Origin of the sequence: Bradyrhizobium sp. 604_D8_N2_3 (genome assembly GCF_051810765.1) — a bacterium.
Lineage (GTDB): Bacteria > Pseudomonadota > Alphaproteobacteria > Rhizobiales > Xanthobacteraceae > Bradyrhizobium > Bradyrhizobium barranii.
In genome coordinates, this window is the sequence record NZ_JBPWPM010000001.1 from 4,803,232 (window position 1) to 4,818,273 (window position 15,042).

The 15,042-nt window shown below is 64.3% G+C and carries 14 protein-coding genes; 4 read left to right on the forward strand and 10 right to left on the reverse strand.

Translation table 11 applies throughout. From position 1 onward, the window contains the following. Nucleotides 1–5: 5 nt before the first annotated feature. The 3 genes from AB7245_RS22800 to AB7245_RS22810 form a co-directional block, all read right to left on the reverse strand. Nucleotides 6–554, reverse strand: a complete 549-nt coding sequence (locus AB7245_RS22800) for a phage tail protein (RefSeq protein WP_085401505.1) — start codon at nucleotides 552–554, stop codon at nucleotides 6–8. Between the two features lie 40 nt (nucleotides 555–594). After that, a complete protein-coding gene (locus tag AB7245_RS22805; protein WP_085401506.1) occupies nucleotides 595–1,122 on the reverse strand; it encodes a phage tail protein in 528 nt (175 codons plus the stop codon). Nucleotides 1,123–1,254: 132 nt separating this feature from the next. Then, entirely contained in the window at nucleotides 1,255–1,800 is a 546-nt protein-coding gene (locus AB7245_RS22810) for a phage tail protein (RefSeq protein ID WP_063983286.1), read from the reverse strand. 584 nt (nucleotides 1,801–2,384) lie between these two features. Here AB7245_RS22810 and AB7245_RS22815 point away from each other — a divergent pair. Then, nucleotides 2,385–6,845 (forward strand): IPT/TIG domain-containing protein, encoded by a 4,461-nt coding sequence (locus tag AB7245_RS22815; RefSeq protein ID WP_245344096.1) that lies wholly within the window; start codon nucleotides 2,385–2,387, stop codon nucleotides 6,843–6,845. Between the two features lie 47 nt (nucleotides 6,846–6,892). Here AB7245_RS22815 and AB7245_RS22820 read toward each other — a convergent pair whose 3' ends face one another. Continuing rightward, nucleotides 6,893–7,825, reverse strand: a complete 933-nt coding sequence (locus AB7245_RS22820; protein ID WP_085401508.1) for a septal ring lytic transglycosylase RlpA family protein — start codon at nucleotides 7,823–7,825, stop codon at nucleotides 6,893–6,895. An 804-nt stretch (nucleotides 7,826–8,629) separates the two neighbouring features. Here AB7245_RS22820 and AB7245_RS22825 point away from each other — a divergent pair. Then, entirely contained in the window at nucleotides 8,630–8,758 is a 129-nt protein-coding gene (locus tag AB7245_RS22825; RefSeq protein ID WP_256374848.1) for a hypothetical protein, read from the forward strand. 31 nt (nucleotides 8,759–8,789) lie between these two features. Here AB7245_RS22825 and AB7245_RS22830 read toward each other — a convergent pair whose 3' ends face one another. Continuing rightward, complete coding sequence (locus tag AB7245_RS22830) at nucleotides 8,790–9,080, reverse strand: hypothetical protein (RefSeq protein WP_071913898.1); 291 nt, start codon at nucleotides 9,078–9,080, stop codon at nucleotides 8,790–8,792. A 162-nt stretch (nucleotides 9,081–9,242) separates the two neighbouring features. Between AB7245_RS22830 and AB7245_RS22835 the strand changes: the two genes are divergently transcribed. After that, nucleotides 9,243–9,833, forward strand: a complete 591-nt coding sequence (locus tag AB7245_RS22835; RefSeq protein ID WP_063983282.1) for a TIGR00645 family protein — start codon at nucleotides 9,243–9,245, stop codon at nucleotides 9,831–9,833. A gap of 18 nt (nucleotides 9,834–9,851) precedes the next feature. Here the strand turns inward: AB7245_RS22835 and AB7245_RS22840 are convergent, their stop codons facing one another. Further along, complete coding sequence (locus tag AB7245_RS22840; protein WP_063986370.1) at nucleotides 9,852–10,172, reverse strand: DUF1476 domain-containing protein; 321 nt, start codon at nucleotides 10,170–10,172, stop codon at nucleotides 9,852–9,854. A 261-nt stretch (nucleotides 10,173–10,433) separates the two neighbouring features. Here AB7245_RS22840 and AB7245_RS22845 point away from each other — a divergent pair, with 261 nt between their 5' ends. Continuing rightward, the gene (locus AB7245_RS22845; protein ID WP_028153369.1) at nucleotides 10,434–10,658 is read left to right on the forward strand and encodes a hypothetical protein; all 225 of its coding nucleotides are present in this window, start codon (nucleotides 10,434–10,436) and stop codon (nucleotides 10,656–10,658) included. A 58-nt stretch (nucleotides 10,659–10,716) separates the two neighbouring features. Here the strand turns inward: AB7245_RS22845 and AB7245_RS22850 are convergent, their stop codons facing one another. From AB7245_RS22850 to AB7245_RS22865, 4 genes are all read right to left on the reverse strand, one after another. After that, entirely contained in the window at nucleotides 10,717–10,908 is a 192-nt protein-coding gene (locus tag AB7245_RS22850; protein WP_028153368.1) for a hypothetical protein, read from the reverse strand. A gap of 115 nt (nucleotides 10,909–11,023) precedes the next feature. Then, a complete protein-coding gene (locus AB7245_RS22855) occupies nucleotides 11,024–11,671 on the reverse strand; it encodes a DJ-1/PfpI family protein (protein ID WP_085401509.1) in 648 nt (215 codons plus the stop codon). A 31-nt stretch (nucleotides 11,672–11,702) separates the two neighbouring features. Beyond that, a complete protein-coding gene (locus tag AB7245_RS22860) occupies nucleotides 11,703–13,910 on the reverse strand; it encodes a multicopper oxidase family protein (protein WP_439035003.1) in 2,208 nt (735 codons plus the stop codon). Between the two features lie 10 nt (nucleotides 13,911–13,920). After that, nucleotides 13,921–15,042 carry a tryptophan 7-halogenase gene (locus AB7245_RS22865; protein ID WP_244623034.1) on the reverse strand — a complete coding sequence of 374 codons (1,122 nt, stop codon included), beginning with the start codon at nucleotides 15,040–15,042 and terminating at the stop codon, nucleotides 13,921–13,923.

Sequence of the window (15,042 nt, forward strand, 5' to 3'; positions counted from 1 at the left end):
ATCGTTCAGGAGCTGCCAAAAGCCGGAAAGATTCCCGCGTAGGCGATACACCACACGATCGCCTGGGTCGGCTGCATGTTGTCGTGCGGCAGGTTCTGCCCGGTGAGTGTGACGGCGCTTGGCACCAAGGTGAGACTGCCGGGTGGCGCCGTGAAGCCGGTGAAGTTCGGGTCGATCGCAACCGTGGTCCCCGCCGCGCCGGGACCTGCCGTAGCGCCTGTCGCGCTCTTGTCGCCGAGTTGCAGGGCGTGCGTGTGCCTCGCCATGTTGTCGCCGATCAGCGTCACCGTCGAACTGCCGACGGTCTCGCCGACGACATAATTTTGCAATCCCGGACCTTGCCCCTGGCCGATCGCGACCGAACCGTTCAGGTTCGGCAAGGCGAAATTGGTCGTGCCATTGCCGCCGTAATAGGTACCGATGAGTGCAAATAACGCACTGTAGCCCTGAATTGGCAGGAGCTGGCCGCCGCACGGTAGCCAGGCGCTGTTGAAGCCGCCGACTGCAAAAGGAAACGTAAAAGCCTGGATTTCTCCGACGAACGGATCTGACATGTTGTCTTTCCTTGAGACTGAATACGGATGCGTGCGCAGCCTAACCGGACGAAGGGAAGACGCCCGCGTAGCAAATGCAGTAATTGGCAACGACGCTCGGCATCATGTTGTTGTGCCCGATGCTGTTGCCCGAAGTGGCGACGCAGGGGGCCATCGTGGAGTACGTCCCGGCGTTCGCAATCGGTGCGTAGAGTTCACCTGCTGACGCCGTGGCAAGATGGAGGGTCGGCCCGGGCGTTACATCCGTTGCTGTCGCGGTCGAGGACATCAGCGCATGACTGTGGGTCGGCATTTCGGCTTCGATCAGGGTGTGGTTCTCCTCACCCCCGGGCTGGCCCAGCGTATAGTTCGGAAGGCCTGTCCCCTGTCCCTGTCCGATCGGCACACGGCCGCGCAGATCGGGAAGGTTGAACGTGTTGACGCCATCGCCGCCATAGGTGGTGCCGATCACGGCGTAAAGCGTCTCAAACTGGGCAATCGAGACCGACTGTCCATTGCAGGCGAACCAGCCGTCCGGCACCCGCGGAAAGCCAAACAACCTGATCTCGCCGATAAACGGATCTGCCATCGCATATGATCCTTTGGTGTGCGCCCGTTCCGATCCGATCGGCGAATGCGCGAATTCCGATCGGCGAATGCGCGAATATGGGAAAATTGAAGTGGGCGGATTACGTTTGCGAAAATGCGGCCGTGCAGCCGCTCAGCTTCGCGACGGAAAAATCCCCTGCGTCGCGATCAGATAGCTGATCGTGAGATAGGGCTGCATGTTGTTATGCTGCTGGTTGCCGCCTTCGTTCACCAGATTGGTGGCGGTGGCCAATGGCGTGTCGCCGCTCCCGGCTGCGGCAAAAATCTTCGTCGGGTTGGTCGCCGGCAGTGAGTTTGTCGCGAAGACGTTGCCTGTGGGAGGGACGCTCCCGCGTCCGCCTCCTCCGACCGCTGCAGACACTTGAATGAGATGATTGTGGGCCGGGAGCTGCTGCACATTGAGGCTGGCCATATACGATCCGCCGGTCATGCCCACGGGATATTGGCCGGCGCCACTCGAGCCGAGGATCGCGCGACCGCGCAGATCCGGGAGTGCAAACGTCGTCACTCCGTTGCCGCCATAATAGGTGCCGAGCAACGAGAACAGCGCGGAATTTTGCTGGATGGCCAGCAGCGCACCGTTACACAGCGCCCAACCTCTGGGAATCACTGCGCCCGCAAAAGGCATGATCTGTCCGAGAACCGGCTGTAACGGCATGACCCCTCCCCCAAAAAACTAACGACCCGTCGCGTGATGATGCAGACCACGACGGCGGCACTTAAATTAAAGAATGAATTTATTGCGGCCCACTCGCCAAGATTGTTGAACAGCCAGCGTCGACAGTCAAGCGCAAGCGCAACCATAAATTGACACGCCAAGCGTTTCCGTCGATTACTATCAAAGCACGCTTTTGTTGCCGCTATGCAACGGTTCGCCGGAAAGTAGTGCTTGCGACTTGGTTTGAGCAGTTTGGCTGGCTCGCTCGCTTGCGTTGCGCACCGCGTCCCGTCAAATGCACGCAACGATATAGGCGAATAATTTCACAATCAGGGATTTTAGGCGGATGCTCTATCGAGAGCTGCCGCTAAGGGGGGCCGGTGAGTCACGCAATTGCGGTGGCCATTCCAGCGATAATCGGGAAATTGGCGATCCCGACACGTGATGGTGAAGCTACGCCTTCGCGGATATTGCGCTCTCTCTGGCGGGCGGCTCAACGCATCTGCATCGCGGCCGTCGTGATGCTCGGCGCGATGGCAGCGGCGAACGCGGCTTGCGATCAAACGACGGATTCGACGTCGGGCGTGACCATCAACTTCACGTCGGTCGGTCAGATCTATCGCCTGTGTCTGACCGTCGGCGCAGCCGCGGCCGACGACTCGGTTGTATACGGCGTCTATTCCGTCGCGGGCACAGACGCCTTTTACAATGCACCGATCGCAAATTCGAGCGGCCATTCGGGCAGCCCACTGCTCACAGCGGCCGATTATAATCCGACCACGTCAAAGGCAACTTACACATTTCATCCAACGAACCCGAACCAAAACGGTCAATCCGCGAAGGCCGGCCAGGCCGAGATCGATATCACGCTGAACAGCAAGACAGGTGGCGGACAGGACTCGATCACCCTGTATTACACGCCGGGCTGCAGCGATTTCAACGTGGGCTGCTCCGGCAGCTCGATCGCAAACACCCCTTATACGTTCACGATCAATCTACCCAGCCCCACGGTGACGTCGGTTTCACCGACGACCGGGCCGCTCGCCGGCGGCACTTCGGTGGTGATCACGGGTACCAACTTCACCGGGACGACCGGCGCGGCCGGCGTCAAGTTCGGCGCCACCAACGCGACGGGTTACACCGTCAATTCCAATACGCAGATCACGGCGACGGCGCCGGCGGGGTCCGCCGGGACCGTCGATGTCACCGTCACCAACGGCTCGACATCGCCGACGTCGGCGGCGGACCAGTTCACCTATGTCGCCGCGCCGACTGTAACCTCGATATCGCCGACATCAGGTCCAACCGGTGGCGGCACATCGGTGATCATCACCGGCACGAATTTCAGCACGACCACAGGCGCTGCCGGCGTGAAGTTCGGCGCCAACAATGCCGCGAGCTACACGGTCAATTCCAATACCCAGATCACGGCCACTGCGCCTGCCGGAACCGGCACCGTCGACGTCACCGTCACGACAGTAGGCGGAACGTCCGCGACCACGGCCTCCGACCAGTTCACCTATGTGGGCGCGCCCACCGTCACCTCGATTTCGCCGACCTCGGGTCCGGGCTCTGGCGGCACCACCGTAACCATCACCGGCACCAACTTCACAGGCGCGACGGCCGTGGTGTTCGGAGCAGCGGCTGCGACTGGCGTCACGGTTAATTCGGCGACCCAGATCACCGCGACGTCGCCGGCAGGAACCAGCACGATCGACATCAGGGTGACGACAGCCGGCGGCACGTCCGCAACATCTGCAGCGGACCAGTTCACTTATATTGCCGCTCCCACCGTCACCTCGATCTCCCCGACCGCAGGTCCGGCGGCCGGCGGGACGTCGGTGACGATCACCGGCACCAACTTCACCGGAGTCACGGCCGTGACGTTCGGCGGGACCGCGGCGGCCGGCTTCACATTCAATTCAGCGACATCGATCACGGCGACCTCGCCGGCGGGTGCCGCCGGTGCTGTTGACGTCAGGGTCACAACACCGGGCGGGACATCAGCGACCTCGGCTGCGGATCAGTTCACCTATGCCGCGCCGCCGACCGTGACGTCGATCTCGCCGACATCGGGTCCGCAGACCGGCGGCACGACCGTGGTCATCACCGGTACGAACTTCTCCGGAGCAACTGCGGTCACGTTCGGCGCAACGGCGGCAACCGGTTTCGCGGTCAATTCGGCGACCCAGATCACCGCGACATCGCCCGCAGGCACTGGTACGGTCGACATCACGGTGACGACCGTGGGCGGAACATCGGCAACGTCAGCAGCCGATCAATTCACTTATGTTCCGGCACCGACGGTCACTTCGATTTCGCCGACCTCGGGTCCGGGCGTTGGCGGCACCACCGTAACCATCACCGGCACCAACTTCACAGGCGCGACGACCGTAGTGTTCGGAGCAACGGCTGCGACTGGCGTCACGGTCAATTCGGCGACCCAGATCACCGCGACGTCGCCGGCAGGAACCAGCACGATCGACATCAGGGTGACGACAGCCGGCGGCACCTCGGCCACCTCCGCCGCCGACCAGTTCACCTATGTCGCCACGCCAGCCGTCACGTCGCTTTCGCCGACGTCGGGGCCGGCGGCCGGCGGCACGGTGGTGACGATCACGGGCACCAATTTCACCGGCGTCACGGCCGTGTCATTCGGCGGGACGGCCGCGGCCGGCTTCACGTTCAATTCAGCGACCTCGATCACCGCGACCTCTCCGGCGGGGGCCGCCGGTGCTGTTGACGTCAGGGTCACGACGCCGGGCGGGACGTCCGCGATCTCGGCGGCTGATCAGTTCACCTATGCCGGCCCTCCCTCGATCACGTCGATTTCGCCGACAGGCGGCCCCCTAGGCGGCGGCACCATTGTCACGATCACCGGCGCCAATCTGTCAGGTGCAACGGTGGTGACGTTCGGCGCCACGGCGGCGGCCGGCTTCACCGTCAATTCGGCAACCCAGATCACCGCGACATCGCCTGCCGGGGCCGGCACCGTGGACATCAGGGTAACGACGGTAGGCGGAACGTCGGCAATGTCCGCGGCGGATCAGTTCAGCTACGCCGCGACGCCGGCGGTGACGTCGGTTGCGCCGAATGCGGGCCTGCTCGCCGGCGGAACGTCGGTCACCATCACGGGCACCGCGTTGTCCGGAGCCACCGCGGTGAAGTTCGGCGCAACCAATGCGACCAGCTTCACTGTCAATTCGGCAACCTCGATCACCGCGGTCTCGCCGGCCGGCGCCGGTACGGTCGATGTCACCGTGACGACGCCAGGCGGAACGTCCGCCACATCGGCATCGGACCAATTCAGCTACACGCCGGCACCAACGGTCGGCTCGATCTCACCGAGCTCCGGATCCGCGATCGGCAGCACCTCCGTGGCGGTCACGGGGACCGGATTCACCGGCGCCATCGCAGTGAAGTTCGGCGCCAACAACGCGACCAGCTTCACGGTCAATTCGGCAACGTCGATCACCGCAACCTCGCCGCCCGGCGCCGGCACGGTCGATGTCACCGTGACGACGGCCGGAGGGACGTCGCCGACCTCGGCGGCAGACAGGTTCACCTATCTGTCCGCGACGACCACCACGGAGCTCACGTCGTCGAAGAATCCGAGCAGCTACGGCGAGTCTGTAACTTTCACGGCCAAGGTGAGCAGCTTGGGCGGAACGCCGACGGGAACGGTCACTTTCAACGACGGCGGCACGCCGATCGGCACGTCTACCCTGTCGGCCGGTGTCGCCACCTTTGCCACGACCACACTCGCCGTCGGCAATCACAGCATCACGGCAACCTACAACGTCAGTGTGGCCTTCAACGCCTCGACCTCGCCGGCTCTGAACCAGTCGGTCGACATTCCCGCCGACAGCGCCAAGCTGCGCGCCCTCCAGCTCAACGTCACCAAGATCGTGGCGCAGAGTTCGGGACAGGCGATCTCCGGTTCGATTGACACCGCGATTTCCGAAGGGTTCAGCGACGGCGGGCAATACATCACGCCAGGCGCGGGCGGACTGCGCGTCAATTTCGCCGCCGCGCCCGACGGCGATGAGGACGACAAGCCCAAATCCGGTCAGCAGCCCGGTTCTCAAAGTTTGAACGCCTATTCGGGCGACGGCGGCCCCGGCCGGACCGGCGGCCGCGGGCGCGGCTCCTCGCGGATCGATGACGCCTTCGCCGCGATCGATCGGGCGGCTCCGACCAAGGCACCGGCTGCGCGCTTCAGGGAGCAGAAGGACTGGCTGTTCTGGATCGACGCGCGCGGCAGCGGCATCGATCAGTGGGGCTCGTCCGGCAACATCGGTCAGGGTGCAACCCAGGCCACGCTCTTCGGCCAGCAGATCAACCTGCTGTCCGGACTGACCTACCGGGCGAGACCCAATTTGCTGGTCGGTGTGACCGGCGGCTATGAGAACTTCAGCTACACCCAGACCGACATCAACGGAAAGCTGAAGGGCGACGGCTGGACCGTCGGTGCCTATCTCGGCTGGAAGATCATCCCGACGCTGCGTTACGACGTGGCCGTGACCTATTCCGGCATCGGCTATGACGGCACCGCCGGCACGGCCCAAGGCAACTTCAACGGCAATCGCTGGATATTCGCGACCGGCTTCACCGGCAGCTACAGCTGGGCCAATTTCAATATCGAACCGTCGGCCAAGGTCTACGCGATCTGGGAGCGGGAAAACGCCTATGTCGACTCGCTCGGCACCCAGCAGGCGGCCCGCACCTTCTCGAGCGGCCGCGCGTCTGCCGGCAACAGGGTCTCCTACCCCATACCGTGGCTCGATAGCGTGCTGCTGGCGCCCTATGCCGGCGTCTTTGCCGACTATTACTTCACGCAGGACGATGCGGCCGCGATCGTTGCTGCGGGCGGCATCCCGCTCGCTTCGACACCATTGCTCCAGGGCTGGTCAGCCCGCATCACGGGCGGCATCGGCGCAAGGCTGGCGGGCGGCACCACGGTCGGCTTCGGCGCCGAACTCGGCGGCATCGGCAGCAACACGCAGATCTGGACGTTCACGGGACGCGCGCGCATCCCATTCTGATCCCTGGGCGCTACGCCGCTCGCCGGATTTGCCGGCTTGGTACCTGCTTAGTAGAGGCCGCGGCCGCTCAGGATGCTGCGGGCCTCGGCGGCGCCGTCGGCCGATGACGGCGCGTTCTCGGTCGCGTAGCGGCCATCCTCGTCATAGGACACTGCGCGCGCGTTCTGGAGCGCTCGGCCGCGGCCCCGGCTGCGGCTCGAGGCCGACATCTCCGAGGTCGCGTTGAGCGACGCCATGTCGGCAGAGGTGTTGCCGAGATTGTAGGGCCGCCCCTCCGGCGTCGGAACCTCGCCGCGAATGGCGCTGCGGTTCGACGATGGCAGCTCCGGCACGAAGGGCCTTGCCGAGGCGACCCGCACCATCGAGGGCGACGGCGCCGGGATCCCGGTGCGCAGGGTCGCCATCAACTGGCGATCGTCGGAGCCTTCCAGCGGCGCCCGGCCGACGTATTCGACACGGACCTTGGCGACGCCATTGCCTTTGAATTCAAGGAGTTCAGCGGCTTTGTTCGAGACGTCGATCAGCCGGTTGCCGTGATAGGGCCCGCGGTCGTTGACGCGCACGATCAGCGATTTGCCGTTCGAGACATTGGTCACCCGCGCATAGGACGGCATCGGCAGGGTCGGATGCGCCGCTGTCAGCGAGGTCATGTCGAACACTTCGCCATTAGCGGTCAGGCGGCCGTGGAAATCGTCGCCGTACCAGGACGCCATACCCTCGGCGCGGTAGTTGACGTCCTCCTCCGGCACGTAGGTCCGGCCGGCCACAACATAGGGCTTACCGACGCGGTAGGTGCCGCCGCCTTTCGGAACCGGATCCCCAAGCGCCACGACCCGCGGGCTCGAGGACACGCCGTATTTCGGATCGACCCGGCTGGCGAACTTGTTCGAGGAGGCGCAATTGGCGAGCGCGAGGCAGGTCGCGACCGCCGCAACACCGCGTGCGGCCCGCAAAACCGAATCTGACCGTCGGATCCCCATGAGCCCCAAATACCACTTCGCCGGAGGCGTACCCAACCCGCTTTGGCTACGGGGGAGCGCTGTCCGGTCCCAAAATCCGAGGCGGCCCACCACCGCGTCGGAAGCAGTAAGGATAACGCAACCCGAACACGGCGGAAATGGGGAGCCCACAGCGTTCACGCCGAGATGGTAAACGGGGCGTTCGCTTCTCCCCGTTGATCTACGGAGCGCAGGCACCCTGCTCTGTGCCACTCCTGGACATTCTGTTGCGCCAAATCCTCACTCCACCCCCATTGTCTTGTGGCTCACTGGAATTCTTTTGACTGTGCAAGGCCGCACGCGTTTTCTCGGTTGCAGGGGCGAACTGGAATTTGACGATGATCGAGACGGTTTCGGCACTGATGGGTCTGGTAAGCGCGGGGATCTTCCTGGCCCATGCGTTTGAAGGTTACCGCACGAGGGCCTGAGGGCATTCGCGCGGACGGCAAGGATCACCTCTTTCAAGACGGCACGTTCGGACAATCTTAATCGATCCGACCGAGCATCAAACACGAGAGCGGCAGGTGTCCCATGCGCAACCATGACTTCGTATCCGATGGCTTCCTGGCACTGACCGCCGGCGGCTTGTTTCTTCTCTGCTCGAGCCTCGTGGCACTGGCCTTCGCCTGAGCACCACCACCAGTCTCCTTCTTTCTAACCACAACTACACCGCGATGCAGCATACAGCGCTGTCCGGTATTGCCCTGCTCCCGTTTAGTTGATTGAATTTCTGCGTTCGGCGCGTCGACTCATTTCAAGAGGCCATCACCAACGAGGGTGACGCAAATGCTTGCTGAGAAATTTTTTCTGGTTCTGGAATCGCTGATCCGCGGCGACCGCACCTATCCCGACGGAAGCCCCCGGGTGATCAGCACCTCCCCGCACGTGCCGGTGAAGCTGCCGGACCGGAAATAGCCGTTCCCCAAACCTCCGAATCACGCGCTGCTCAGCGCAGGCCCAATAGCGAGCGGCGATAAAGGCTGTCGCGGGCCTCGCTCAGGCAGACGAAGCTGCCGTCGAAACCCTGGCCGTACCGCTTCTGGCCCTTGCCGTAGTAGATGCCTTTCCTGAAATCGAGCCAGACCACCTGATCGTGTGGGCAATGACGTTGCGCCTGCGCCTCGTAGCGAAACGGCGTCAGCGGCGTCGCCGAGACCTCCGCGCCACCGGCGCCAACCACGATTGCGACGGCGACCGCGATGCCGCCGAGCCCTTTGCCGAAGCCGCTCCAAGACACCCCCGCCTCCCGATTCAAGCCCTGACTCTTTGGCCGTTCGGCACGGTAGCACGAGACTGCGCGATCTGCCGGCCGCAGCCAGCGGCTTGGCCGTCTTCCACCGGCCATCTTGTCGGGTTACATGAAGGCGAGATCATCTCAGCTCGCGAGGATGCTGCCTGAATGTCGGTTGAGCCTGGACCCGAGTCCGAACTGCGCACCGAGCCCCGCCCGCCGTTGCCGCGTTTGGGCCTGCTGCCGATGATCATCTTCGGCTCGCGCTGGCTGCAACTGCCGCTCTATCTCGGACTGATCGTGGCGCAATGCGTCTACATCGTGCTGTTCCTCAAGGAGCTCTGGCATCTGTCCTGGCACGCGATCGACCTCACCGAACAGCAGATCATGATGAGCGTGCTGGCGCTGATCGACGTCGTGATGATCTCCAACCTGCTCGTGATGGTCATCGTCGGCGGCTACGAGACCTTCGTTTCGCGGCTCGACCTCCAGGGTCATCCGGACGAGCCGGAATGGCTCGGCCACGTCAATGCGAGCGTCCTGAAGATCAAGCTCGCCATGGCCATCATCGGCATCTCCTCGATCGCGCTGCTACGCACCTTCATCGAGGCCGGCAATCTCGGCTCGAACCGCGCCGGCTTCACCGAGACCGGCGTGATGTGGCAGGTCCTGATCCACATCACCTTCATCGCCTCGGCGATCGGCATTGCCTACGTCGACAGGCTCAGCGACTCCGGAATGCGCAAGCACGCCGAGTGAGGGCAACGGCCGGCCTTCTCATTGTTTGCTTGCTTCGAGCTGCGCGAGCGCCTGGTGCAGGCACTCCTGAAGCTTCTGCGCGACCTGCTCGCGCGCCACGCCCTTGGCGGCAAGATCGCCGGACACCTTGCCCACGACATCGTCGATGCTCTGGCTCTCCAGATTGTCTGTCACCAGCGCCGTTGCGTAGCTTGCCGCGGCGTCGCCGCTGAGCCCGAGCTGGCCCGCGGCCCAGAGCCCGAGCAGCTTGTTGGACCGGGCCGTGGCCTTGAACATGAATTCCTCGTCGTGGGCGAATTTGGCCTCAAAGCCCTGCTCGCGCTTGTCGAACGTGGTCATGGTCAGCTCCAATGCGTTTTCGCTGAGGAGAATCGGACTGGCTGGGAGCGAACGTCTCCGTGGTTCTCGTCAGTTTAGGATCATTTGAATCTTCCTCCCGGAAGGCAGAGGCCGTCAAGCCTGCGCGGTGGTGCACCGCAGCCCGGGCGTGGGCACGGCACGCACCAGCGCCGCGCCAGCCAAATCGGCTAGGCAGAGATGTTTACCGTCCGTTAAGCAGACTCGGCGCCGGATGGGCCGGGGGACATCGAGAGCTGGCGCATGAACAAAGAGCTGCGGGAGTTTCGACGGCTTGAACGGGTCTGCCTGGAGCAGGCTGCCCTCTCCACCATGGATCTCGCGCGAAGCGGGTTGCTCAAGGTCGCCGACGATTGTCGCATCGCGGCCGAGGCGATCGAGGCGCAAGCGCCCCGCGGCGCGTTCGCCGGCGCCGTCCAGGCGCTCAAGCTGGCTTTGAGCGCAACGGGAATGTCCAACCGGCATTAGCGGCCGGTCTCCGGTTGGGAGATCGCTTCAGAAGATTGTGGGCGGCGACCGCGTTCGGTCAGCCCTTCGCCTCGGCCGCTTCGCGCGCGAGCCGCTCGGCCCTCAGCCGTTCCTTATTGGCGTAAAACGCCTTCTGGGCCTCTTCGTGATCGCGCATGGCCTTTTCGGCCTCGATCCGGCGTGCGGCATCACGAGCCTGGCGCTGCTCAGGGGTCAGGGGTTTGCGTCGGAAGGAAAGGTCTTCGGTCATGCGGAGACAACGCGCAAGCAACGAAACGGTTCCATGAGTTGAACCCGGCAGTCGACGCGGCCGATTGAAGTATCAACATATCAGATAGTTAGATGATGCATTCGGTCGGCCGGACCTATTGCGTCGACCCCGGCGGCTTGACGCCTGGGAGAGGGCACTGCGGCGCTGCGGGAATCGCGCTGCGCACGGGCGGATCCGGATAGTATTCGGTGTTTTGCTGAACCTGTCGCGCCAACTCCGTGCCTCCGAGCAGCGTGATCAACATCAGCGCCTCGTCGAGGCCCGCGGATATTCCGGCTCCGGTCAGGCGATTGCGATCCAGCACGAAACGCGGATGTCCGTCGGCAACCTTCACCTTCGGGAACAGCGTCGGAAAGCATTCCAGGAAAGCCCAGTGGGTCGTCGCCCAGTGGTCGTCGAGAAGACCCGATGCCGCGAACAGCATCGCCCCCTCGCAGACCGAGCACATGTACTTCGCACCGGTGGCCTGCCTGGTCAGAAATTGGAAGTAGGTCCGGTGCGGATCGTTGATGATCTCGGTGAGCGCGTCTGGATCGCCGCCGGGAATCCAGACGGCATCATACTGGGCGCATTCCGCGAAGGATTTTGCGACCTCGAACGGAAATCCCCGGTTGCGAAACCGTTTCATTCCCGGCTTTGCCGCGACGATCTCGACGTCGAAGTCGGCCCAGTCGAACATTTCGAAGGGACCGGCGACGTCGAGCATGTCGACGCCGTCGTAGACGGGAATGCCGATCTTCATCGCGCGAAATCCTCCCTGCTTCCTGTGACGATCAATGTTTGTGGCCTACGGGCGTCGCCGCGGGTGTCGCCGTCGGCTGCTTGGCATGACGCATCCCCGCCATCCCGAGGCCGCCGCCCGGCGCGTTGAGGTCGGGAACGATTGCGATGTTGGCCATCATGCCCGCGTCCTCGTGGTCCAGGATGTGGCAATGCAGGACATACTCGCCGATGTAGCGGTCGTACCGCGTCCTGACGCGGATCTGATAGTTGTTCTCGACGATGATCGTGTCGCGGAATGTGTGCCACATGCCGCAATACTGGTTGGCCAGTTGCTGCTTGTCGGCATACACGATGTCAGGTTTGCAGGTGCCGTCGGGATTGTAGATCGATATCTGCTGACCGTTGGTGTTGGTGGTGGTGACGTCGATCACCTGGAACGGATTGACGTGGATATGGAAGATGTGCGGCTCGCCTTGCGCGGACAGCAGCCAATCGTCCGTGGTGTTGACCTCGCGCGTGAAGTTCACCACGTCGGGATCATACGAGGCGTTGTTGACCGTGAAGGCCGGGAAGTTGATCGCGAAGGCCGCCTGCTGCTGCTGGCTGCCGGCAGCCGGCGGCGCAAGGTCTTCGAATGGCGCCCACGGCCGCAGATCGCCGTCACGCAGCCCGGTGCGAACGGCGTCCGGCAGCGTCGGATTGGCATCGTACAGCGCCTTGCCGACATAGGCCTGCAGGTCCCCCGTCACGGGCTGCCCTCCGCGCACATGGACATAGGCCAGCAATTGCGGCGTCGTCGGCCCCTGCCCGCCGCCATTGCCGTTGGACACGCGCTCAGCCTTCGGCGCCGCCTGGTTGAGCAGGCAATAGTCCCCGTCCGAGGGGAATACGACGAGGACGTCGCTGCGACAGCCGGGCTGCATGTAGTTCGATTCAAGCACGCCGCCGACTTGCGAGGCGTGCACGGTGCGCAATTTGGTCCGGGTCAGACCGTCGGATGCGATCTCGAACTGCGGGATCAGCGTGCCGGCCGAGGCGTTGCAGGCAGCCAGAAGATCGGCCTTCTGCTGCTCGCGGTTGCCGCTCAGCGCCGAGGTCGCGATCAGGTTCGTTGTGCCGACCGGCGTGGCGCGCACGAGCTGAATGTTGATCGTGTCGTGAATGCCGGCATGCACGAAGCGCCAGCGCTGGATCTCGCCCGCCGGCACGGTGAGCGTCGGCTGCACGATGCCATTGACGCTGGTGAAGCGGCCATTGGTGTCCCAGATCGACGATGAGTCCAGTTGCAAGCCAAAGTTCTCGACGACGCCGGGGCTTACCGGATTGCCTGACGTCGCCAGCGGGCACGTCCACGGCGCGTTGGCGATATTTGCCGGACTGTTGGCGTTGTAGAGCCCCTGCGTGGTGTAGATCTGCTGCCACGGGCCGCCGGGCTGGTTCGGCTGGTTGGCGAAGCAGGCATAGGCGATCTGCTGAAACAGGAAGAGCTGCTCCTTGAACGGGGCGCCGTTGACGTCATGCAGGACCGTGTCGATATCGGCAATCGGCTTCGGGTTCTGCGGCGACGGTGGCGTATAGGGACGCTCGCCCTTGACGACCAGCACGCCCGAGGCGCCGCTCGCCACCTGCACTGCCGTCGAGCCATGACGGTGGGCGTGATACCAGAACGTCCCCGCCGGATGGTCGTTGGGGATGTTGATCTCATACGGAAACTTCGTCTGCGGGGCGATGTTGAGCAGCACGTTGTCGCTGTTGCCGGCGGGCGAAACGTGCAGGCCGTGCGTGTGCAGGTTGGTGGTGTTGAAGCACCCGACCAACGCCGGCAAGCCAAGCCCCTCCGGCGGATTGGGCAAACAGCTCGGGTCGTCCTTCGCGAGCTGGTTGATCAGGTCGACGCGCAGCGTATCGCCGGGCTTGACGAAGATCGCCGGGCCCGACTTGCAGCCGCCATAGGAGCGCAGCTCGACGGGGTCGAGGCCATCCGGTTGCGGATCGGTCGGATCCGGGTTGTTGATGAAGAAGCGGCCGCGCACGAAGTTGAGCACCACCGAGACGATCGAGCCGCTGCGCGAGATCGATCCTTGCGGCCGGCAGCCGCCAACGGCCGGCGCCACGCCGGCCTCCAGGGCCACGACATTGCCCTGTCCGGGCAGCGTCGGCGGCGGTTCGAAAGCACGGGGAACCGGCGCCGCGAATGCTGGAAGGCTCGGTCCCAGCGCGGCGATGACAAGACCAATTCGCGCGAAGCTCTTCATCATGTTGTCCGCCCTACTGTTCCAGAAGACTGCTCGAAGGATTGCGTGAAGGCGCGTCGGCACGCCGGCGCCGCCAGAACGGCCGCTCGGGCCAGCGCGAGACACTGCCGTAGTGCTCGCTTAGCGTCGTCGCGTAGGCCGCAGCTTCGCGCGCGATCCACGCGCCGTAGCGATCGAGAGCGGCCGCATCACCGCGTGCGAGGCAATCGCTGGCGGCATAGGCGGCGAACACACCCGAGCGCATGGCCTTGACCACGCCATGACCCGAGATCGGATCAAAAGCGCTTGCGGCATCGCCTGCACAGAGGAAATGGAAGCCGGCAGTCGTTGCGGCGTACCGGCTGCCCGCAGGGATCAAGCGGGGTGGTTCGAGCCGAATGATCTTGCTCGCGAGCGCCGAGACGAATTGCGTCCTGGCGAGAGCTCTGCGCCAGCCGTCCGGCGTGTTCAGCCTGAGGCCACGCGCGAGATCGGCATCGGTCATGCAGGCAAAGGCGCGCCTGCCCTGGTCGAGTGCCATCGTGTACCACCAGCCGTCTTCAAAGGCCTCGACGAGCAGTTCCGGTGCGGCCGGTCCCGATGTCGTCGCCTCGGCATAGGCCGCAATCAGGCGGTCCTGCGCTTTCGCCCGCGAACCCTGGCGGTCGGCGAGTGCGCGGGCGCGGCCCGTCGCATCGATGATCAGCCGGGCCGAACGGCTGGTGCCGTCGTCGCAAACGACCGACCAGCCGTCCGCCTCGCGCGCGAGATGACAGACCTTCGCATCGACGCGCTCGGCCGCGCGGCAACCCTCCGCCGTGAGCCAGCCATCGAACGCCCTGCGGTCAACGCGCCATGACGGCCCGCGCGCTTCCAGCAGCAATTCGCTCGACGTCAGGCCGGCCTGGTCCCAGGAGGTGAGCGTGCGGTGCGACGGCGCAAAGCCCTGCGCCAGGAAAGTCGGCCACAGACCGAGCTGCCGCAGCACCGGCTGGACCAGCGGTGACAAGACCTCGCCTCGTCCTTCGCCTCGCCCGCGCCGCTCGGACGGCGCGATCACGGCCACCCGAAGCTCCGGCGCGCACATCGCAAGCGCGCGGGAAGCGGCCGCGCCGGCTGGACCTGCGCCTGCAACGATGATGTCGAACGCGGCCAA